Below are 19,562 nucleotides of genomic sequence, written 5' to 3'. Positions count from 1 at the left end.
CCGCCCATTCGCGCACCACGCGTCATGGGGGGACCGGGAGTGTTGGGACCGCGACAGCTCAAGGCTCCGTCCACACCGCCAGCTCATTGCCCGTGGGGTCGGTGAAGTGGAAGCGCTTGCCTCCGGGGAAGGAGAACGTGTCCTTCACGATGCGCCCCCCGGCCTCGCGCACCCTGGCCAGCGTCGCGTCCAGGTCCTTGGAGTACAGCACCAGCAGCGCGCCGCCCTTCGACACCTCCCGCTCCTTGTCGAAGCCCCCGTTGAGCCGCCCGTCCATGAAGCTCGTGTAGTCCGGGCCGTAGTCCTCGAACCTCCAGCCGAACACCGCGCCGTAGAAGCGCTTCGCCTCCGCGATGTCCTTCACGGGGAGCTCGATGTAGTCGATGCGGTGGTGCTGCTCGGCCTGCTGCGGTGCGGTGGACACGGTGTGCCTCCTCGAAGTGGGAACACCCCCACCTTACGCACCCGCCTCCTCCGGCGATTGGACGAATCCGACCTCCGCCTGCTCGCGCACGTACGCCCCCGGCGTCAGCCCCGTCAGCGCCCGGAATTCCCGCACCTGGTGCGCCTGGTCGTAGTACCCCGCCGCCAACGCCCACTGCGCGCCCTCCAGCTCCCGCGACAGCTCCACCGCGTGCTGCAACCTCGCGATGCGGCACAGCACCTTCGGCGACAGCCCCACCGCCGCGTGGAAGCGCCGCTCCACCTGCCGCGCCCCCACCCCCATCACCTCCTCCAGCGAACGCACCGGCACCTGCCCCCTGGCTCCCAGGATGAGGTCCACCGCGCGCCGGACCCCCACGTCCCCCTCCTGCGCGGGCAGCCGGCCCAGCAGCAGCCGCTCCAGCAGGGCGAAGCGCGCCGCCGTCCCCTGCACCGCGCCCAGCCGCTCCCGCCACTCGCGCGCCTCGCGCGGCCAGAGGTCCCCCAGCGCCACCTTCGCGTCCGTCAGCTCCAGCAAGGGCAGCCGCAGGAACGGCTGCGCGCCTCCGGGCCGGAAGCGCACCGCGACGAAGGACGCTCGCGCGGACAACGGCACCACCTCCGCCGTCCGCATCGCGCCCACGACGCGCGGCCCCGCCCCGTCCGTCAGGTCCACCAGGATGTCCAGGCACCCGTCCGGCAGCACCCGGTGCACCCCCACCGGCGCCGCGCCAGACGACTCCAGCGCCCAGTAGCACTGGACGTACGGCGCCAGCGCCGCGCAGGGGCTCGCCTCCACGTAGCGCATCAGGCCGCGTCCGCGACGGCCGCGCGGGGCAGCCACACCGTGAAGCACGTGCCCTTCCCCGGCCCCTCGCTTCTCGCCTGGATGCGGCCGCCGTGCCGCTCCACGATTTCACGGCAGATGGCCAGCCCCAATCCCAGCCCTCCGGCGTAGTGCTCGGTCGCGTTGCGCGCCCGGAAGAAGGGCGTGAAGAGCTGCGGCAGGCTCTCCTCCGGGATGCCGATGCCCCGGTCCTCCACCTCCACCCGCACCCCGTCCGCCTCCTCGCGCACCCGCACGAGCACTGGCGTCCCCGGCGGCGAATAGCGCAGGGCGTTCTCCACCAGGTTCGTCAGCAACTGGTCCAACCGCTGCTCGTCCCACCGGCCCACCAGCGGTCCGTCCGGGACCTCCAGGGACAACACCCCCTGGCGCTCCGGCCGCGAGACCTGGATGCGCTCCATCACGTCGCGCGCCAGCGCCGTCAGGTCCATGGGCGCCACCGTCAACGCGAAGCGGCCGGACTGCAGCCGCGACACGTCCAGCATGTCGCCAATCAGCCGCGTCAGCCGGTCCACCTGCCGCGACAGCCGCTCGAAGGCGGCGCGCCGCCGCTCCGGCGTCGGCCCCGCGCCGGACTCCGACTGGCGGATGAGCAGGTCCAGCGTCGCCTTCAAGGGCGTCAGCGGCGTGCGCAGCTCGTGGCTCGCCATGGACAGGAACTGGTCCCGGATGGCGATGGCCTCGCGCAGCTCCTTCTGCGTCCGGTCGATACGCGCCGCCATCTCGTTGAAGCCCGACGCCAACTGCGCGACCTCGTCGTCGCCCTCGGCCCGCACCCGCAGCTCCCGCGCGGGCGTGCCCAGCGCGGCGAAGCCGTCCCGGAGGCTCTCCAGCCGCACCGCCACGTCCCGCCCCACCCACTGCGACAACATGAGCGCGATGGCCCCAGCGAGCACCGCGATGGCCACCACCCACGCGCCCATGCGCGTCACCGGCGCGAACGCCTCGCGCAGCCGCGCCGTCACCCCCACCGTCCACGGCGTGCCCGCCACCTGCGCGTGCGCCACCAGCAGGCGGCGCCCCGACGCGTCGAGCGCCTCCCACATCCCCTCCGCTGTCGACAGCGCCTCTTCTCCCAGCAGCGCCAGCAGGGGCGCGCGGGTGAGCACGCCGCCGCGGTCCGTCTCCCGCAGCAGCGTCCCGTCGCGCCGGTCGAACAGCTCCACGTGGTAGCTGCGCGAGGCGAGCGTTGGCTGCAACCCCAGCCGCTGCAATGACAGCCCGCCCACGAGCACGACCCGCGTGCCGTTCCCCGCGTCCACCGGCACCGTGAAGACGACGAAGGGCAGGTTCGCGCGGGTGAGGAAGGGCCGCGACAACAGCACCTGGTCGCCCCCCTTCATCGCGTCCTGGAAGTAGTCCCGGTGCGCGAAGTTGCCGACGATGCGGTTGAGCCGCGCGGAGGCCACCAGCGTCTCACCGGAGGCGTCCAGCAGCCACGCCGCGTCGAACAGCGCGACCTCGCTCTCCAGCAGCTCCACCGTCTCCCGCATGCCCTCGCGGTCCCCGGCGCGCACCGCGGCGAGGAAGCCCGCGTTCCGGCTCTGCGCGCGCAGCAGCGAGCGCGCCAGGGTGACCGTCTGCTCCAGCCACGCGGTCTCCGCGGCCACCGCCTGCCGCGCCTTGCCGCGCAGCTCCACCTCCAGGGCCCGCTGCGCCAGGTACGACGTCACCGCGCCCACGCCCAGGATGGGCAGCACCGACGCCAGCGCCATGCCGCGGAACAGCCGCCAGCGCACGCCCGCCAGCGTGGGCCACCGGCGCACCGCCGCCAGCAGCGCGCACGTCAGGGTCAGCACGGCGTACACGCTCATCCCCGTCCATGAGCCGCGCACCGCCAGCACGCCCATCATGTAGAGGAAGGCGGCGCTCAGCCCGCCCAGGGCCACCCGGCCAGCCCCTGGCCACCGGCGCCACAGCCCCACCGCCAGCAGGGCCCCCGCCCCCAGCAGGGCCGCCCCCAGCGGCTGGATCCCGGCCCCCTGGAACGAGAAGCGGTCGAAGCCGTGGGGGACCAGGAGCATCAGCGTCCCGAAGCACAGCGACACGCTGGCGATGAGCACCGTCAGCAGGCCGCGGCCCTGGAAGCGCGCGCTCCGCTCCGCGAGGAGCGTGGCCGCGATGAGCGGGTACAGGATGGCCCCCGACGGACTGAGGAACAGGATGCTGGCGCACCACCAGTAGACCCCCACCGCGCCCAGGAAGAGCGCGCGCCCCAGCCACCCCACGAAGCCCGGCCAGGCGGGGTACAGCAGCGAGGCGATCATCATCGCCGAGCCCACCAGGAACAGGCTGCCGAGCGGGCGGACGTACGGGTAGATGAGCTGGAAGATGGCGGCCCCGAACTCGAAGGGCACGAAGACCATCGTGGTGCCCACGACGAGCCCGCAGGCCGCCGCGAACCACTCCACCCGTGCGCGTTCCAGGATGCCCACGGAGGCAGAGTACACAACCCGGGCGGGAGCGCGCGGTCCGGTTGCCGCCGCCGCGGGCGCCCTGTCGCGTATCAGGCTGCTTCCGCGGCAGCCGAGCGGGGCAGCCACACCGTGAAGCACGTGCCCTTCCCCGGCCCCTCGCTGCGCGCCTGGATGCGCCCCCCGTGCCGCTCCACGATTTCACGGCAGATGGCCAGCCCCAGGCCCAGCCCTCCGGCGTAGTGCTCGGTCGCGTTGCGCGCCCGGAAGAAGGGCGTGAAGAGCTGCGGCAGGCTCTCCTCCGGGATGCCGATGCCCCGGTCCTCCACCTCCACCCGCACCCCGTCCGCCTCCTCGCGCACCCGCACGAGCACTGGCGTCCCCGGCGGCGAATAGCGCAGGGCGTTCTCCACCAGGTTCGTCAGCAACTGGTCCAACCGCTGCTCGTCCCACCGGCCCACCAGCGGCTCCGTGGGGAGTTCCAGCGTCAACTGCGCGGCGCGCTCCGGCCGCGTGACCTGGACGCGCTCCACCACCTCGCGCGCCAGCGCCGTCAGGTCCAACGGCGCCACCGTCAGCGTGAAGCGCCCGGACTGCAACCGCGACACGTCCAGCATGTCGCCAATCAGTCGCGTCAGCCGGTCCACCTGCCGGTTCAACCGGGCGATGGTGTCCCGCTGCCGCTCCGGGTTCATCCCCTGCCCGGCCTTGAGCTGGCGGATGAGCAGGTCCAGCGTCGCCTTCAGGGGCGTCAGCGGCGTGCGCAGCTCGTGGCTCGCCATGGACAGGAACTGGTCCCGGATGGCGATGGCCTCGCGCAGCTCCTTCTGCGTCCGGTCGATGCGCGCCGCCATCTCGTTGAAGCCCAGGGTGAGCTGGGCAATCTCATCATCGCCCCGGGCCTGCACGCGCTGCTCCACCGACGGCGTGCCCAGCACGGCGAAGCCGTCCCGGAGGCTCTCCAGCCGCACCGCCACGTCCCGCCCCACCCACTGCGACAACACGAGCGCGATGGCCCCCGCGAGCACCGCGATGGCCACCACCCACGCGCCCATGCGCGTCACCGGCGCGAACGCCTCGCGCAGCCGCGCCGTCACCACCACCGTCCACGGCGTGCCCGCCACCCGCGCGTGCGCCACCACCATCCGGCGCCCCGTGCCGTCGAACGCCTCCACGAGCCCCTCCGGCCGCGTCAGCTCCTCCGCCCCGACGAGGTCCAGCACCGGCGCCCGCGAGAGCGCGTTTCCCCGCTCCGTCTCCCGCAGGAGGCTGCCGTCGCGGCGGTCGAAGATCTCCACGTGGTAGCCGGGCGAGGCGAGCGCCGGCTGCAATCCCAGCCGCTTCAGCGACAGCGCGCCCACCAGGAAGGCGCGCCGGCCCGAGCCCAGCTCCATGGGCACCGTGAACACGACGAAGGGCAGGTTCGCGAGGGAGAGGAAGGGCCGCGACAGCAGCACCTGGGCGCCGCCCTTCACCGCGTCCTGGAAATAGGTCCGGTCCGCGAAGTTGCCGCTCACCCAGTCGAGCCGCGCGGAGGACATCAGCGTGTCGCCGGCTTCATCCAGCAGCCAGGCCGCGTCGAACAGCCCGGCCGGCCCCTCCAGCAGCGCCAACCGCTCCCGCATGCCCTCGCGGTCCCCCGAGCGCACCGCGGCGATGAGGCCCGGTCCCTGGCTGTACACGCGCAGCAGCGAGCTCGCCATGGAGGCCGTCTGCTCCAGCCACGCGGTCTCCGCGGCCACCGCCTGCCGCGCCTTGCCGCGCAGCTCCACCTCCAGGGCCCGCTGCGCCAGGTATGACGTCACCGCGCCCACGCCCAGGATGGGCAGCACCGACGCCAGCGCCATGCCGCGCAACAGCCGCCAGCGCACGCCCACCAGCGTGGGCCACCGGCGCACCGCCGCCAGCAGCGCGCACGTCAGGGCCGCCACGCCGTACACGCTCATCCCCGACCACGAGCGCCGCGCCACCACCGCGACCGTCAGGTGCAGGAACAGGAGGGCCAGGCCCCCCAGGGCCAGCCGGCACGGCCACGGCTTGCGGCGCCAGAGCCCCACGGCGAGCAGGGTCCCCATCAACAGGAAGAGGAGCCCCACCCACCGGACGTAGGGCCCCATCGACGCCAGGGCGAAGCGCACGAAGCCCTGGGGCGTCCAGAGCATCAGCGGCCCGAAGCACAGCGCCACGCAGGCCAGGAACACCAGCAGCAGCCCCCGCCCCCGGCGCAGGGCGCGCCGCTCCAGGACGAGCAGGGCCATGAGGAGCAGGTAGATGACGGTGCCCGTGGGGCTGACGGGCAGGACGCAGACCGCCCACCAGTAGCTCGCGATCGCCGCCAGCAGCAGCGCGCGCCCCACCCGGCCCACGAAGGCGGGCCAGGCCGGGTACATGAGCGCGACGAGCGTCATCCCCGCGCCGACGAGGAACAGGCTCCCCAGCGGCCGGATGTGCGGATAGACGTAATGGAAGAGGACGGAGCCGAACTCATAGGGCACGAACACCATCGAGGTGCCCACGACGAGTCCCACCGCCGCCGCGAACCACTCAACGCGAGCCCGCTCCAGGAGTTCCACGGCGCGCACCCTGACACAACCCGCCCCGAGGTGTCGGCGCGGGCATCGGGTGGGGACACCATTCGTCCAGTGCTTAGCGCCGCCGCCAGGCGTCGAGCAGGTGGCCCACCACCGCGTCCACCCCGACATCGCGTGTGACCTGCGTGAAGACGAAGGGGCCCTCGCCCCGCATCTTCCGGGCGTCCCGCTCCATCACGCCCAGGTCCGCCCCCACATGCGGTGCCAGGTCCGTCTTGTTGATGATCAAAAGGTCCGACTGCGTAATACCGGGCCCGCCCTTGCGCGGCACCTTGTCCCCGCCCGCCACGTCGATGACGTAGACCGTGTAGTCCGCCAGCTCGCGACTGTACTGGGCGGCCAGGTTGTCACCGCCGCTCTCCACGATGAGCAGCTCCGGGTGCAGCTCCTCCATCAACTGCTCCAGCGCGAGCAGGTTGTGGCTGATGTCCTCGCGGATGGCGGCGTGGGGGCAGCCGCCCGTCTCCACCGCCTTGATGCGCTCCGGGGACAGGGCCTGGTTGCGCACCAGGAACTCCGCGTCCTCCTTGGTGAAGATGTCGTTGGTCACCACGCCCAGGCGGTACTGGTCCCGCAGCTTCTTGCACAAGGCCAGCACCAGCGCCGTCTTGCCGCTGCCCACCGGCCCGCCAATCCCAACCGTGAAGGCCCGCTGCGAGTAGTCCCGCCGGTGCGGCTTGTCGCGCGCGTTGAAGTGGCCCGGGTGGTCCCAGTCCTCGTGCGTGTGCTCGTGCCCGTCCTGCCCATGGCCGCGGTGGTCGTCGTCGTGCATGTCTCGCGCTTCCTTTTCGTGTCTGGCTTCAGGACAGGAACAGCCGGGAGTACAGCCGGTCGTGCGTGGCGCCCACCAGGTCCCACAGCGGCGCGGGCTGGGCCAGGTCCTCCACGCCCAATGACTTGCATTGCTCCAGGACGGCCTCCAGGAGCGGCGTGGCCGCGTGCTGCACCTGGTGGGACTCATGCGTGCCGATGACGCCCATGCGCACGCCCGCGGACAGGGCGCCCCGCAGGGTGAGCGACAGGAAGAGGCGCAGCGCGTCCTCGTGCTCCACGTCCAGCGCGCGCAGCACCGCGCCGAACGCGGGCGCGTGGTGGAACTTCACGCCGGCCGCGCGGGCCGCCTCGCGCACGGGCCCCACGGCCTCCGGGAAGATGCGCGCGCAGGTGTCCAGGAAGGCCCGGCCTTGCGTGCGGCTGGCCCGGTTCGCGACGTGGTTGGTGAGGAACGCGTCCGCTCTCGCGTCCAGCGCCGGCACTGAAGCGGGCTCGCGCCACGCCGCGCCCACCAGCGGCAGGCCGCCCAGGCCCGCCTGCCACGCCAGCGCCTCCACGAAGCGCCGCACGTCCCCCGGGCCGCGCACCTCGCCCGCCTGCACCGCGGCCTCCAGCCCCCCCGAGTGCGCGAAGCCGCCCGTGGGGAACCCCGAGTCCGCCAACTGCAACACCCTCCAGCCGGATGCCATGGCGCGCGTTCCTTCAGAACAGCGAGTAGCGCTGCGCCAGGGGCAGCCAGGTGGCGGGCTCGCAGCGCAAAAGCTCCCCGTCCGCGCGGACCTCGTACGTCTCCGGGTCCACCGTGATGACCGGCAGCGCGTCGTTGAGGCGCATGTCCTTCTTGCCCAGCGCGCGGCAGCCCACCACCGCGGACAGCCGCTTGGTGAGCCCCAGCCCCTGCACGGTGCCCTCGCGCAGCGCGCGCCCGGACACGAAGGCGAGGCTGGTGGAGCCGCGCGCCCTTCCGCGCGCGCCGAACATGGGGCGCATGAGGTACGGCTGCGGCGTGGGGATGGACGCGTTCGCGTCCCCCATCTGCCCCCACGCGATGAAGCCGCCCTTGAGCACCAGCTCCGGCTTCGCGCCGAAGAAGGCGGGCCGCCACAGCACCAGGTCCGCGAGCTTGCCCGGCTCCACGGAGCCGACTTCATGGGACAGCCCGTGGGCGATGGCCGGGTTGATGGTGTACTTCGCCACGTAGCGGCGGATGCGCAGGTTGTCGTTGTCCCCCTGCTCACCGGGGAGCCGCCCGCGCTGCTCGCGCATCTTGTGCGCCGTCTGCCACGTGCGGGTGATGACCTCGCCCACGCGGCCCATGGCCTGGCTGTCGGAGGCCATCATGCTGATGGCGCCCAGGTCGTGGAGGATGTCCTCCGCGGCGATGGTCTCTCCGCGGATGCGGCTCTCCGCGAAGGCCACGTCCTCCGGAATCTCGCGGTCCAGGTGGTGACACACCATGAGCATGTCCAGGTGCTCATCCAGCGTGTTCACCGTGTACGGCCGCGTGGGGTTGGTGGAGCTGGGCAGCACGTTGGGCGCGCCGCACACGCGGATGATGTCCGGCGCGTGGCCGCCGCCCGCGCCCTCCGAGTGGTACGTGTGGATGGTGCGGCCCTTGAACGCCGCCAGCGAGTCATCCACGTAGCCGGACTCGTTGAGCGTGTCCGTGTGGATGGTGACCTGCACGTCCTCCGCGTCCGCCAGCGTGAGGCACGTGTCGATGGCCGCGGGCGTGGTGCCCCAGTCCTCGTGCAGCTTCAGGCCGATGGCGCCCGCGCGCACCTGGTCCAGCAGGCCCTCCGGCAGGGACGTGTTGCCCTTGCCGGTGAGGCCGATGTTCAGGGGAATCGTGTCCGTGGCCTCCAGCATGCGCGCCAGGTTCCACGCGCCCGGCGTGCAGGTGGTGGCGTTGGTGCCGGTGGCCGGGCCGGTGCCGCCGCCCACCCAGGTGGTGATGCCGCTGGCGATGGCCTCGTCCGCCTGCTGCGGGCTGATGAAGTGGATATGGGTGTCCAGGCCGCCCGCCGTGAGGATGAGCCCTTCCCCCGCGATGACCTCCGTGGTGACGCCCACCACCATGCCCGGCGTGACGCCCGCCATGACGTCCGGGTTGCCCGCCTTGCCGAGGGCGAGGATGCGCCCCGCCTTGATGCCCACGTCCGCCTTGAAGATGCCCGTCCAGTCCACCACCAGCGCGTTGGTGATGACGCAGTCGAGCGCGTCCGCGTCGCCCGCGCCCGCGCGCTGGCCCATGCCTTCGCGCAGCACCTTGCCGCCGCCGAACTTGCACTCGTCGCCGTACACGGTGGCGTCGCGCTCCACCTGGAGCCACAGGCCGGTGTCCCCCAGCCGCACGCGGTCCCCCGTGGTGGGACCGAACATGTCCGCGTAGTGACGTCTGTCCAGCTTGCGGCTCATGAGCGGTCCTCCTCGGGCTCTTCCTCGTGACCGAAGCCCTGCGCGCGCACCGCGTCCAGCAGGCGCTGGCGGCCTTCGTCGGACACCTTGCCGCTGCCCAGCGCGTTGCCGCCGCGCACCACCTGCTCGCCCGCGATGGGGACCAGCGGCACCGTCTTCACCTCGCCGGGCTCGAAGCGCACCGCCGTGCCCGCGGGGATGTCCAGCCGGTGGCCGTAGGCGCGGCCCCGGTCGAACACCAGCGCGCGGTTGACCTCCGCGAACGCGTAGTGGCTGCCCACCTGGATGGGCCGGTCCCCCCGGTGCGTGACGCGCAGGGTGATGGCCTCGCGGCCCGCGTTGAGCTCCAGCGCGCCCTCCGCCGCGCGCACGGCACCGGGGGCGCCCTCCGGCGACGCGGCGGGCACGGTGAAGCGCTCCAGCGGCGGCACCGGCAGGAAGCTGCCGTAGAGGGCCAGCGACAGGTCCCCGTGCTCCGCCACCACCGGGTGGTGCACGGTGACGAGCTTGGTGCCGTCCGGGAAGGTGCCCTCCACCTGCACCTCCGCCAACATCTCCGGCACGCCGTCCATCACCTGCGCGCGCCCCAGGAACCGGCGCCCCAGGTCCATCAGCTCCGCCACGCTCCTGCCGTCACGGATGTACTCCAGCAACTGCGTGGCGATGAGCGCCACCGCCTCCGGGTAGTTGAGGCGCAGGCCTCGCGCCAATCGCTTCTGGGCGACGACGCCCGCCTGGTGCAAGAGCAGCTTGTCCACGTCACGGGGGGACAGATGCATGGGTCCGACTCCCTCGGTTCTTCCGGGTGCGGGATGCGCCGACCCGTCAGACCCTAGCGCGACGCGTTAGCGTGGGCCAGGATGGGGGCCCCTCGCGCCGTTCTCCCCCTCCGGAGTCCCCCATGAAGAGCTTCAAGGCCGGCTTCCCCAAGACGCCCACGGCGCCTCCTGCTCCGCCGAAGACGACGAACGCGGTGGCGACCCCGACCTTCTCCAAGCCGGGCGCGACGGCCGCGACGCCCACCGCCTCGCCGGCTGTCTCCCGGCCGACGACTCCCACCGGGACGACGCCCCAGGGTGACGCGTTCAAGACGTCCGGACAGCCGCAGGCGTCCTCGTCGCGCCCGAACATCGACGCGCACTCGCTCCAGGGCCCGCAGCTTCAGTCGCCCAACCTCTCCGAGAGCGACATCGCGGACCTGGCCCTGGGCCGCACGCCGGGCAAGGGCAGGGCCGTGGCGCCGCGCCCTGAAATCCAGAAGCTGGTCGAGGACCTGAAGCTGGAGAACCCGGGCGCGGAGGTCCTGCGCTACACGGACCAGGGCGGCCACCCGATGCTGAAGCAGCCGAACCTGCCCGCGGGCACGGACGCGGGCGTGTGCAGCGCGATGACCTCCGAGTGGATCCGCACCGGCAAGGAGGCGGGCGGTGACCCGATGAAGGGCTCGCAGGCGTTCGGCAAGCTGACGGACCACCACTTCGGCAAGCTCATCGACAAGCAGCACGCCGAGCACCTGCAGGGCGACGCGCTCACGAAGCTGAACGGCGCGCACATGGACGACATCTCCAAGCTCCAGGGCCGCGTGGAGCTGCTCCAGGGCAAGAGCGCGCAGCGCAAGGAGCTCAACGAGCTGCTCACGAACCCGGACCTCACGCTGGAGCAGCGCCAGGGTCTGAAGGCGCAGCGCAGCCAGTTGACCCAGGAGCTCAAGGACGGGATGGCCCAGCTCAACCAGGACAAGGACGCCATCGCCCAGAAGCAGACGGCCATCGCCAGCCTGGTGGACGACTTCCGCACCGGCCGTGGCGGCGGCCACCCGGGCGTGAAGGTGCAGGACTTCGAGCCCATCACCTCCGACACCTTCGCGCAGAAGCTGTACGCCGGCACGAAGGAGAACGGCCACTACCGCATCGGCCTGCGCAAGTCGGGCGAGTCCGCGGAGGGCCACGTGCTGGGCCTGCACAAGACGGACGGCCCGAACCGCCTGCTGGACGCGAACACCGCCGAGTGGAAGACGAACAGCCACGAGGACGCGGTCAACCTGACGGCGGATCACCTCAGCGAGCTGTACAAGGCCTACAGCACGTTCGACATCACCCGCTATTAGTCACACCCGCCGGGCCCACGGGTCGTCGCCCAGCAGGCCCGGCAGGAACGACAGCCAGTCGCGCGTGGTGGCCAGCAGCGTCTCCAGCGACACGGCCGCCACGCGCAGGAGCAGCCCGTCCTCGCCCAGGGGGCTGGCGGAGACCACCTCCCGGGCGCGCGGCTGCACCGGCAGGCCCGCCACGCGCGCGGCCAGGGACTCCCGGGCGTCCTTCAACGCGGGGCCCACCAGCAGCACGGACGCCAGCGCGTCGAAGCGGCCCAGCCGCTCCGGCAGCGCGCCGTGCGCGGGGTCCAGCACCCAGCGCTCATCCACCAGCGCGCGCCCTTCCCGCGCGACGCGCAGGCGGGAGGCGTAGTGCAGGAAGGCCCAGCGCTCGCCCCGGGCGCTGCGCCCCGCCGTCACCACGTCCGCGAGCACCAGCGACGCGCCCGGCGACAGCGTCACGTCCAGGGACTGCGCGTAGCGGGCGCCGGTGAAGCAGACGGTGGGGTCCGGCACCCACGCCAGCAGCGCGTCTGGGCCCACGCGCGCGACCAGGTCGCTGCGGCAGCCCTGGGGCGAGCGGTAGACGCGGTTCGCGCCCTGCGTCGCGAGCAGCGCGCAAGCGCCGTCCGCCACGTCCACCTCCAAGCGCAGGTGGTCCCCGTCCACCAGCCCGCCACCGAAGGAGCTGGTATAGGCCCACGCCGCGTGGCCGTGGTTGCGCGGCGTGAGCAGCCGCAAGGGGCTGTGCGCCAGCGCGGTGCGCACCACGGTGCGAGGCCCCGAGCGCTCGAACGCGAGCCGCGCGACGCCCGCGCGCTCCGGGCCGGGAAGGGCGAAGGTCACCCTGCCCTTCTAGCACGCCAGGGCCGCGGGCCCGGCCCTCACGGGCCGCCCCCGTAGCGTTTCGCGCTACAGGTCCGCCGCGCGACAGAGGCGGAGAATCGCTGGCACGCAACCTGCTCTTGGGGCGGCCCGCCAAATCTGACATCGCCTGTCAGAAATGGCGCAACCCCCTCTTCCCAAGGGACAGCACCATGCACCGTCGTTCCCCCTCTCCCTGGCTTCGCGCCCTGACCCTCTCCTCGTTCGCCGTGGGTGGCCTGTTCGTGGCCGCGCCCGCCCACGCCGCCGAGACGAGCGAAGCCCCCGCCACCATCCTCGACGTGTCCATGCAGGACGGCGAGCTGACCGCGCGCATCCGCTGGGCCGCGGCGTCGAAGTCCCTGCCCACGGAGGTGGAGGTCGTGTCCTTTGACGGCACGGACAAGCCCACCGCGGGCGAGCGGCTCTCGCCGAAGGCCGGCGAGGAGGTGGCGGTGAAGCTGTCCGGCGCGGTGCGGGAGCCGTGGGAGACGGGCTGGGCCCAGCGGCTCGTCGTGCGGGAGGCGAAAGGCCGGGAGCTGGCCAGCCAGCCCTATGACGTCAGCCTGGCCTGCGAGGACGAGAAGACCTGCCAGCTCACGGCCACGCCGGGCGTCTCCGCCAGCCGCGAGGTCCTGCACCTGAGCACGGACCTGCAGCAGACGCTCGGCGCCATCGAGAAGGAGCTGGGGACGAAGCAGTTCGACATGGTGCGCGAGGTGGCCCGGCGTGAGCCCTCGCTGTACGGCGAGGCCCTGACCTACGCCCATGGCCTGGTCAAGGTCGGCCCCGCCGAGGGCTGCCAGTGCTCCTGGACGACGTCCCATGCGCGCTCCAACACCCAGGGAACGAGCCTGGGCGCGGCGCACGACCTGTATGCGCGCCCCCTGCGCCAGACGCAGGCCTCGAACGCCCGCCTGTCCACGCAGGGCAGCAGCCGGGTCACCCTGAATCTTCACTGCACGTCGTTGGCCTCGATCCTCACCCAGCACGTGGGCATCCGTCAGCCGGGCGGTCTGGTGAAGACCGTGCGCATGCTCCAGCCCGTCTACAGCACCTGCGCCGGGACGTGCAGCGGCCGCTTCAGCCACTTCGGCCGCATCACCGGCCGCGCGACCGCGCGGACCACCCCCATCTATCCCCCGCCTCCCATGACCCTCCTCAACGCCACGGCCATGGAGCAGAGCAAGTACCACCTGGGCAATGCCCTGAGCCCGCTCCTGAATGAGACCCGCTACGCGCCCACCGACGGTGACTTCGACGTCAGCACCACCCTGAACGACGTGGGCAGCGGTTCCGGCTACGTCCAGACGTCCGGCGAGGCCTTCTACGCCTACAACGGCGACGCCTTCACCTGGCAGCCCTACGGCCGCGCGCAGGCCAACTACGCCATCGCCATCCAGGGAGTCGCGGTGTGCCCGGGCGGAGGCCTGAACCCCATTGGCCGCGCCTGGGACACCGAGTCCACCTATGCGCTCCCGCCGGAGTCGCTCCCCCTCACGGACAGCATCTGGAACTTCTTCAACGGCCTGTAGCCCGCGGCGCTACACCCGGCGGGGTTTCCGTGACGTGAAGGGACACATTCCCAGCTCAAGCAACGTTTTCGGAAACATAGTGGAAAACCACGCATTTCCTCCCAAGCCCGCATCAATCACAGACGTGGCGCAATCCCTGGCACGGGACCTGCTCTGACGGGGAACCGCCCTCCGGCCCTTCGCGCTGGAGGGCGGACCCCCATTCTCCGCAAGGGATTGCCCCATGCCCCATCCCCCGTCGCGCGGCCCGACCGGCCTCGTTCCGTCCTGGCTTCGCTCGCTGACCGTCTCCTCCCTCGCGCTCGGAGGCCTGCTGGTGGGCGCTCCGGCCCACGCCGCGGATCCGCAAGAGGAGGTCCGCCCGAACATCGCCACCGTGCTCGACGTGGCGCTGGAGGACGGGGAGCTGACCGCGCGCATCCTGTGGACGGACCGGCAGGAGGACCTGCCCGCGTCCTCGAAGCTCGTCTCGTATGACGGCAAGGACAGCGCCACCGCGGGCGTGGACGTGACGCCGAAGGCGGGCGGAATCTCCACGGTGAAGGTGTTCGGCGCGCTGGACAAGCCCTGGGAGACGGGCTGGGCGCAGAAGCTGGTGCTGGAGGACCCGAAGGGCCAGCCGCTGGCCACCCAGCCCTACGACGTCAACCTGGACTGCGCGAGCGACAAGGAGTGCAGCCTCACCGTGTCCAGGGGCGTCACGTCGGACCAGGACGTCGTGCACGTGAGCAGCGAGCTGGACGCCGCCCTCACGGAGCTCGACGCCCGGTATGGCCAGGGCGAGTACGACCTGATGCAGGAGGTGTCCAAGGACTTCCCGCACCTGCGCGGCGAGGCCATGGTCTACGCCCAGCAGTGGTCCTGGTGGTACCCCATCCCCATCTCCGGCCCCTGCACCTGCGGCTGGACGACCACGACGACGCGCACGCCCACCACCACCCAGAACATCTTCGTCTCCTTCCCGGGCCGCGACCTCTACGGCTGGACCGGGCCGGGCGCGAAGCACACGCTGAGCGCCAACGCCCTCACCGCGTACCCGGTCACCCTCAACCAGACCGTCATCGGCTCCAGCCAACTGTCGCTGGGACTGCGGTGCTCGCGCCGCGTCTACTATTACTGGTGGGACGTCCTCATCTACCGGCCGGGCGGGCTGTTCCCGGTGCGCTTCCCCTTCCCCGTCAGCGTGCCCTGCACCTCGCCGTGCCAGGCCCGCTTCGACCACATGGGGCGCGTCACCGGCCGCACGACTCTCAGCGGCGTGGCCTCCGCGTATGAAGCGGGTACCTGGCGCGTGAACGGCGGCTCGCCGTACATCAACCAGGTCATCACCGGGAACAACGCCTTCGACGCGGACGCCATCGCCGTCTCGTTCTCCAACACCAGCGCCTACAACACGGTCAGCACGACGGGCCGGGTGTCGGTGCCCTCCACGTCCAGCTACGCGAGCGCCATGACCACCAACGGCCATGCCCAGGCCATCCACGGCAAGCTGACCTGTCCCCAGATTCCCGCGCTGGCGGGCAGGACCGTGTCGGATTACGGCACGACGCAGGGCACGTCCCACCAGCTCAGCCTGTACTGGTTCATCCAGGACTTCGCGGCGCAGTTCCCGTAGCGCCCGGCTTCAGCCTCCGTGAAAGACAACACCCCGGAGGCCGGCGCCGTGAAAGGGGCCGGCGTCCGGGGTGCTTGTTTCCCTTCCGCGCGCGAACGGCGGCGGACGGCTACTTGTCGGTCGCGTCCTCGATCTTGTCGCCGGCCTTCTCCGCGGCGTCGCCCGTGGCGTCGGCGGCGTCCTCGGCGGTGTCCTTCACCTTGTCGCCCGCCTCCTCCATGTCGTCCTTGGCGGACTCGCGGGTGTTGCGGTGGCAGCCCGTGCCCACGGACAGGGCGCTCAGCGTCAAGGCCAGCAGCGTCAGCTTCTTCATGCGGTGTGACTCCTTCGCTAGAAGGGGGTGGCGGGATGCGACCCGCCTTCCCCCGTGCGCGCCGCAAGGTAGGCACTGTCCGCTAGCTGCCAAGGGGCAGCCTTCCGGGATGTCCACTCCGGGGCATCCGGGCCCCACTGCGGCGTGTCGGAACACGCTGCTAGGGTTCGCCTCCACGAGGGGCCTGCTCCCGCCCCCGGAGGCCCCCACCCATGTCGCTCCCAAGGCCCACCCTGCTGCTCGTCCTGGCGTTGACGGCCCTCTGGGGCTGCGCCTCCGACGAGCCGAAGCCCACCGAGCAGCTCTTCTCGGACGTCCAGTTCGACGTCACGGTCCCGCCGGAGACGCCGGTCGCCGCGGAGCTCTTCCTCCAGGGCCCCAGCGCCACGTTCGGCGGCGCGGACGGGCGGGGTCTGGCGCTGGTCTACCAGGGCGGCCGGCAGTTCAGCCTGAAGGCCCGGCTGCCCAAGGGCACCGCGTTCACCTACGCGGTGCGGATGGCGGCGCCCACGGCCCAGGTGGCGCTGGACGCCCAGGGGGCACCGGAGCCGGAGCACACCCTCACCGCCCAGGAGAACGAGGAGCGTGTCGCCTTCACGGTGGAGCGCTTCGGCGCGGAGGGGGGGCAGACAGGCGCGAGGACCGTGTTCATTGTCCAGGTCCCGGACATCACGCCGGTGGATGCCAGGGTGTGGCTGTCCGGAAACCAGCCGGAACTGGGGAACTGGAATGGCGCGGAGGTGGAGCTCTACAAGGCCGTGGACAACGCCTATGCCGGCGCCGTCACGTTCGCGGCGGCCACGGGCCTGGAGTTCAAGGTGACGCGCGGCTCGTGGGACACGGTGGAGAAGAGCGAAACAGGCGCGGAGGTGGCGAACCACACCTTCACCACCGGCGGCCACTTCGAGCGCGTGTCCGTGGGGGTGAAGGGCTGGGCGGACCTGACCACGCCTCCGCCGCCCCCGCCGCTCACCGGCGACGTGCGCTACCTGCGCGACGTCGTGCCCCAGGACGCCACGCTCAAGCCGCGCGACGTCATCATCTGGCTGCCGCCCGGCTACGAGGCGGACACCGCGCGCCGCTACCCGGTGCTCTACATGCATGACGGCCAGAACCTGATGGACGTCAGCACCGCGTTCGCCGGCGAGTGGAACGTGGACGAGACGGCGCAGGCGCTGGTGGAGTCCGGCCAGGTGGAGCCGCTCATCATCGTGGGCGTCTACAACACCAGCGACCGCATCGCGGAGTACACGCCCGTGCCCTTCCCGCCGGGGTACCCGGACGCGGGCCGCGCGGACGTGTACGGCCGGTTCCTCATCCAGGAGCTGAAGCCGCGCATCGACGCGGAGTTCCGCACGAAGCCGCAGGCGGAGTTCACGGGGCTCGCGGGCTCGTCGCTGGGCGGGCTCGTGTCCATGTCGCTGGGGCTCAAGCACCCGGACGTCTTCACCCGCCTGGGCGTGGTGTCGCCGTCGGTGTGGTGGGCGGACCGGGAGATTGTCGCGCAGGTGAACGCGCTCACCGCGAAGCCCGCGCTGCGCATCTGGGAGGACATCGGCACCCAGGAAGGCTCCGGAGCGGAGGCGGAGACGGTGGCGGATGCGCAGGCGCTGCGCGACGCGCTGGTGGCCAAGGGCTGGGTGCTGGACGACGACCTCAAGTACACCGTGGTGGAGGGAGGCCAGCACAACGAGGCCGCGTGGAGCGCGCGCTTCGGAGACATCCTCCGCTTCCTCTATCCCGCGAAGCAGTGACGAAGCCGCCGCCCCCCACCACGCCGGATGGGCGCTACCTGGTGGTGGACGGGAGGCTGTGGCGCCGCTCCAATCCGGCGCTCGGGCCCCGGCAGCGAGAGCTGCTGGTGGCCGCGCTGATGAGGGCCCGCGCCGACGTGGGCCGGGCGAAGCGAGCGAAGGACGCGGCCCAGGAGCGCAGGGCCCGGGACCGCGTGCACCGGGCCAAGGTGGGCCTGGGAGAGCGGGGCCCGCCGTGGTGGACGGACGGCACGCCGGACCTCAACCGGCGCCTCGTCCGGAACACGCCCTACGCCGCCTGGTACCAGGACCTGCCCCAGGCCCCCTGAGCCGGGGCTGACGTGAACGCCCACCTCCGGGCATGAACCACGCCTCCCGCCCCGAAGCGGCATTCCCCCAAGACAAGGAGGAACGGGTGTCTGCGTCACGCCTGGAATCGGCGGTGATGGCTGGTGCCGTCGTTGTTCGTGGCGGCGTGTGGCTCGTCGTGGAAGCCGGAGACTTCGCCAGAAGCGCGGGAGGTCGGCGCGAGCACGCAGACCATCCTGTACCCGCCGCCCGTTGGACAGTACGGCGTACCTGGGCCCGATGGGACCGAACGACGCGGTGCGGACGCAGTTCACGACGAACCCGCAGTACCTGTCCTTCAGCTTCAACGTGGCCACGGGCGCGCAGGTGAGCCTGGAGGTGACGCACCTGGGCAGCAGCATGTACCTGGACACGGGCCTGTTCATCTACGGCCCGAAGAACGCGAGCGGCAGCGACGGCACCCCGGTGCTCGCGCAGGACGACGACGCGGGCTACGGCCAGATGTCCAAGGTGGCCAGCCTGACGCTGGCCCACGGCGGCGAGCACCTGGCGGTGGTGAGCACAGGCACGGGCGCGGGCAAGAAGTTCCGCCTGGCGCTGGGCTGCATCAACGGAGCCTGCGCGCAGGAGGACCTGTTCACCGCATGCGACCTGGACGTGGCCACGCGCATCGAGGTGTGACGAGAGCGTGGTAGAGCCCCAGGGCGTGACGCCCGCGAAGGCGTTGTCGCAGTGCACGGACGCACAGGACGCGCACAACGCCTGGCTGTCACAGTGCGCGGTGTCCTCCGGCCAGAAGCCCTGGTGCACGAACGGAGAGGCGGCCTTCACGTCGCGGATGTGGCCGGCGTGCAAGGACTTCTACCAGCGCTACCAAGGCGCGGGTCCGCTGCCCCTCACGCAGTTGGAGGACAACGACACCATCAAAGAGGCACGGGCGGACGGCCACGCGAGGTGCAAGGCCGAAGAGAACTCCTGCGACGAGTTCCTCTGGACGTTCAACGTGCCCTCCGTGGCGGACACGCAGCCCACGCAGAGTTGGACTGGGTGATGGAGGGAGCCTTCGCCACGCTGCCGGAGCTGTCGTCCAACCAGCGCGTGCAGTTCACGCGGAAGCCGGACCTGACGTACGCGGACTTCGCGAGCCACATCGCCCAGGCCTTCCCGGAGCTGGGCCAGGTACTACCCCAGTCGCCGGGCAACGGCACGGAGGTGCCGGTGGTGGCGCACCTCTACGACGACCCGCTGGTGGCCCCAGGCGCGCATGACTTCCACAACCTCGACAGCATCGTGCACTTCCCCCAGTCGCACCGCACCGCGGTGTTCTGGCTCATCCAGCACGAGTACTGAGCCAGGAAGCCAAAGCGAGACAAAGGCGCCCAAGAAGGCCCCAGCAGTCCGTCACTCCACCCCGCGCCACAAATCCTTCGCGAAGACGCGCGCCTCGTGGAGCGCCGCGGTGGACCACAACGGGAACTCAAGCAGACGCAAAGTCGGGCCCACGAGAAAAGGCACCCGCCCGGGCACGGTGGCCGCGAAACCTGTCCGACAGGAGGTCTGCGCGGAATAGCGAGGCCAGTTGGCCGGCTGCCAAGCGACAAGGGGGACAGGAG

General features: G+C 71.7%; 19 protein-coding genes. 8 read left to right on the top strand and 11 right to left on the bottom strand.

Annotated features, from left to right (window positions below; all coding sequences use genetic code 11):
• Window positions 1-58: 58 nt before the first annotated feature.
• The 8 genes from K8556_RS35820 to ureA form a co-directional block, all read right to left on the bottom strand.
• Window positions 59-424, bottom strand: a complete 366-nt coding sequence (locus K8556_RS35820) for a VOC family protein (protein ID WP_223744614.1) — start codon at window positions 422-424, stop codon at window positions 59-61.
• 33 nt (window positions 425-457) lie between these two features.
• Entirely contained in the window at window positions 458-1,231 is a 774-nt protein-coding gene (locus tag K8556_RS35815) for a helix-turn-helix domain-containing protein (RefSeq protein WP_223744613.1), read from the bottom strand.
• Window positions 1,231-3,705, bottom strand: coding sequence for an ATP-binding protein (locus K8556_RS39600; RefSeq protein ID WP_370640021.1), 2,475 nt, complete (start codon window positions 3,703-3,705; stop codon window positions 1,231-1,233). The genes K8556_RS35815 and K8556_RS39600 overlap by 1 nt, the downstream gene beginning before the upstream one ends.
• A 71-nt stretch (window positions 3,706-3,776) precedes the next feature.
• On the bottom strand, window positions 3,777-6,257 hold the full coding sequence (locus K8556_RS35800; RefSeq protein ID WP_223744612.1) for an ATP-binding protein: 2,481 nt from the start codon (window positions 6,255-6,257) through the stop codon (window positions 3,777-3,779).
• A 73-nt stretch (window positions 6,258-6,330) separates the two neighbouring features.
• Window positions 6,331-7,047: an urease accessory protein UreG gene (ureG, locus tag K8556_RS35795; RefSeq protein WP_223744611.1), complete on the bottom strand. Its 717-nt coding sequence runs from the start codon at window positions 7,045-7,047 to the stop codon at window positions 6,331-6,333.
• 28 nt (window positions 7,048-7,075) lie between these two features.
• The gene (locus tag K8556_RS35790; protein WP_223744610.1) at window positions 7,076-7,738 is read right to left on the bottom strand and encodes an urease accessory protein UreF; all 663 of its coding nucleotides are present in this window, start codon (window positions 7,736-7,738) and stop codon (window positions 7,076-7,078) included.
• Window positions 7,739-7,751: 13 nt separating this feature from the next.
• Window positions 7,752-9,467 carry an urease subunit alpha gene (gene ureC / locus K8556_RS35785; RefSeq protein WP_223744609.1) on the bottom strand — a complete coding sequence of 572 codons (1,716 nt, stop codon included), beginning with the start codon at window positions 9,465-9,467 and terminating at the stop codon, window positions 7,752-7,754.
• A complete protein-coding gene (gene ureA / locus K8556_RS35780; RefSeq protein WP_223744608.1) occupies window positions 9,464-10,246 on the bottom strand; it encodes an urease subunit gamma in 783 nt (260 codons plus the stop codon). Before ureA ends, ureC begins: the two co-directional genes overlap by 4 nt.
• 122 nt (window positions 10,247-10,368) lie before the next feature.
• Between ureA and K8556_RS35775 the strand changes: the two genes are divergently transcribed.
• Window positions 10,369-11,574 (top strand): cell division protein ZapB, encoded by a 1,206-nt coding sequence (locus tag K8556_RS35775; RefSeq protein WP_223744607.1) that lies wholly within the window; start codon window positions 10,369-10,371, stop codon window positions 11,572-11,574.
• Here K8556_RS35775 and K8556_RS35770 read toward each other — a convergent pair whose 3' ends face one another.
• A complete protein-coding gene (locus K8556_RS35770; RefSeq protein WP_223744606.1) occupies window positions 11,575-12,405 on the bottom strand; it encodes an urease accessory protein UreD in 831 nt (276 codons plus the stop codon). It lies immediately after the preceding gene.
• Window positions 12,406-12,596: 191 nt separating this feature from the next.
• On the opposite strand from K8556_RS35770, the gene K8556_RS35765 reads away from it, so the two are divergent.
• Both K8556_RS35765 and K8556_RS35760 read left to right on the top strand, forming a co-directional pair.
• Window positions 12,597-13,958, top strand: coding sequence for a hypothetical protein (locus tag K8556_RS35765; RefSeq protein WP_223744605.1), 1,362 nt, complete (start codon window positions 12,597-12,599; stop codon window positions 13,956-13,958).
• Between the two features lie 223 nt (window positions 13,959-14,181).
• The gene (locus K8556_RS35760; RefSeq protein ID WP_223744604.1) at window positions 14,182-15,573 is read left to right on the top strand and encodes a hypothetical protein; all 1,392 of its coding nucleotides are present in this window, start codon (window positions 14,182-14,184) and stop codon (window positions 15,571-15,573) included.
• A gap of 109 nt (window positions 15,574-15,682) precedes the next feature.
• On the opposite strand, the gene K8556_RS35755 is transcribed toward K8556_RS35760, so the two are convergent.
• The gene (locus tag K8556_RS35755) at window positions 15,683-15,886 is read right to left on the bottom strand and encodes a YtxH domain-containing protein (RefSeq protein ID WP_223744603.1); all 204 of its coding nucleotides are present in this window, start codon (window positions 15,884-15,886) and stop codon (window positions 15,683-15,685) included.
• A 212-nt stretch (window positions 15,887-16,098) separates the two neighbouring features.
• Between K8556_RS35755 and K8556_RS35750 the strand changes: the two genes are divergently transcribed.
• The 5 genes from K8556_RS35750 to K8556_RS35730 all read left to right on the top strand — a co-directional run bounded on the left by K8556_RS35750 (window position 16,099) and on the right by K8556_RS35730 (window position 19,299).
• Window positions 16,099-17,640, top strand: a complete 1,542-nt coding sequence (locus K8556_RS35750) for an alpha/beta hydrolase-fold protein (protein ID WP_223744602.1) — start codon at window positions 16,099-16,101, stop codon at window positions 17,638-17,640.
• Window positions 17,637-17,969 (top strand): hypothetical protein, encoded by a 333-nt coding sequence (locus K8556_RS35745; protein WP_223744601.1) that lies wholly within the window; start codon window positions 17,637-17,639, stop codon window positions 17,967-17,969. Before K8556_RS35750 ends, K8556_RS35745 begins: the two co-directional genes overlap by 4 nt.
• Before the next feature lie 259 nt (window positions 17,970-18,228).
• The gene (locus K8556_RS35740) at window positions 18,229-18,630 is read left to right on the top strand and encodes a hypothetical protein (protein WP_223744600.1); all 402 of its coding nucleotides are present in this window, start codon (window positions 18,229-18,231) and stop codon (window positions 18,628-18,630) included.
• Window positions 18,631-18,637: 7 nt separating this feature from the next.
• Window positions 18,638-19,000 (top strand): hypothetical protein, encoded by a 363-nt coding sequence (locus K8556_RS35735; protein WP_223744599.1) that lies wholly within the window; start codon window positions 18,638-18,640, stop codon window positions 18,998-19,000.
• Window positions 19,000-19,299, top strand: a complete 300-nt coding sequence (locus K8556_RS35730) for a hypothetical protein (protein ID WP_223744598.1) — start codon at window positions 19,000-19,002, stop codon at window positions 19,297-19,299. The genes K8556_RS35735 and K8556_RS35730 overlap by 1 nt, the downstream gene beginning before the upstream one ends.
• A gap of 51 nt (window positions 19,300-19,350) precedes the next feature.
• Here K8556_RS35730 and K8556_RS35725 read toward each other — a convergent pair.
• Window positions 19,351-19,562, bottom strand: a 212-nt coding sequence (locus tag K8556_RS35725; RefSeq protein WP_223744597.1) for a hypothetical protein, incomplete at its 5' end; no start/stop codon positions are given.

It is taken from the genome of Corallococcus sp. AS-1-12 (assembly GCF_020036995.1).
In the GTDB taxonomy this organism is placed as follows: Bacteria; Myxococcota; Myxococcia; order Myxococcales; family Myxococcaceae; genus Corallococcus.
This window is presented reverse-complemented; position numbering and strand designations above follow the sequence as displayed.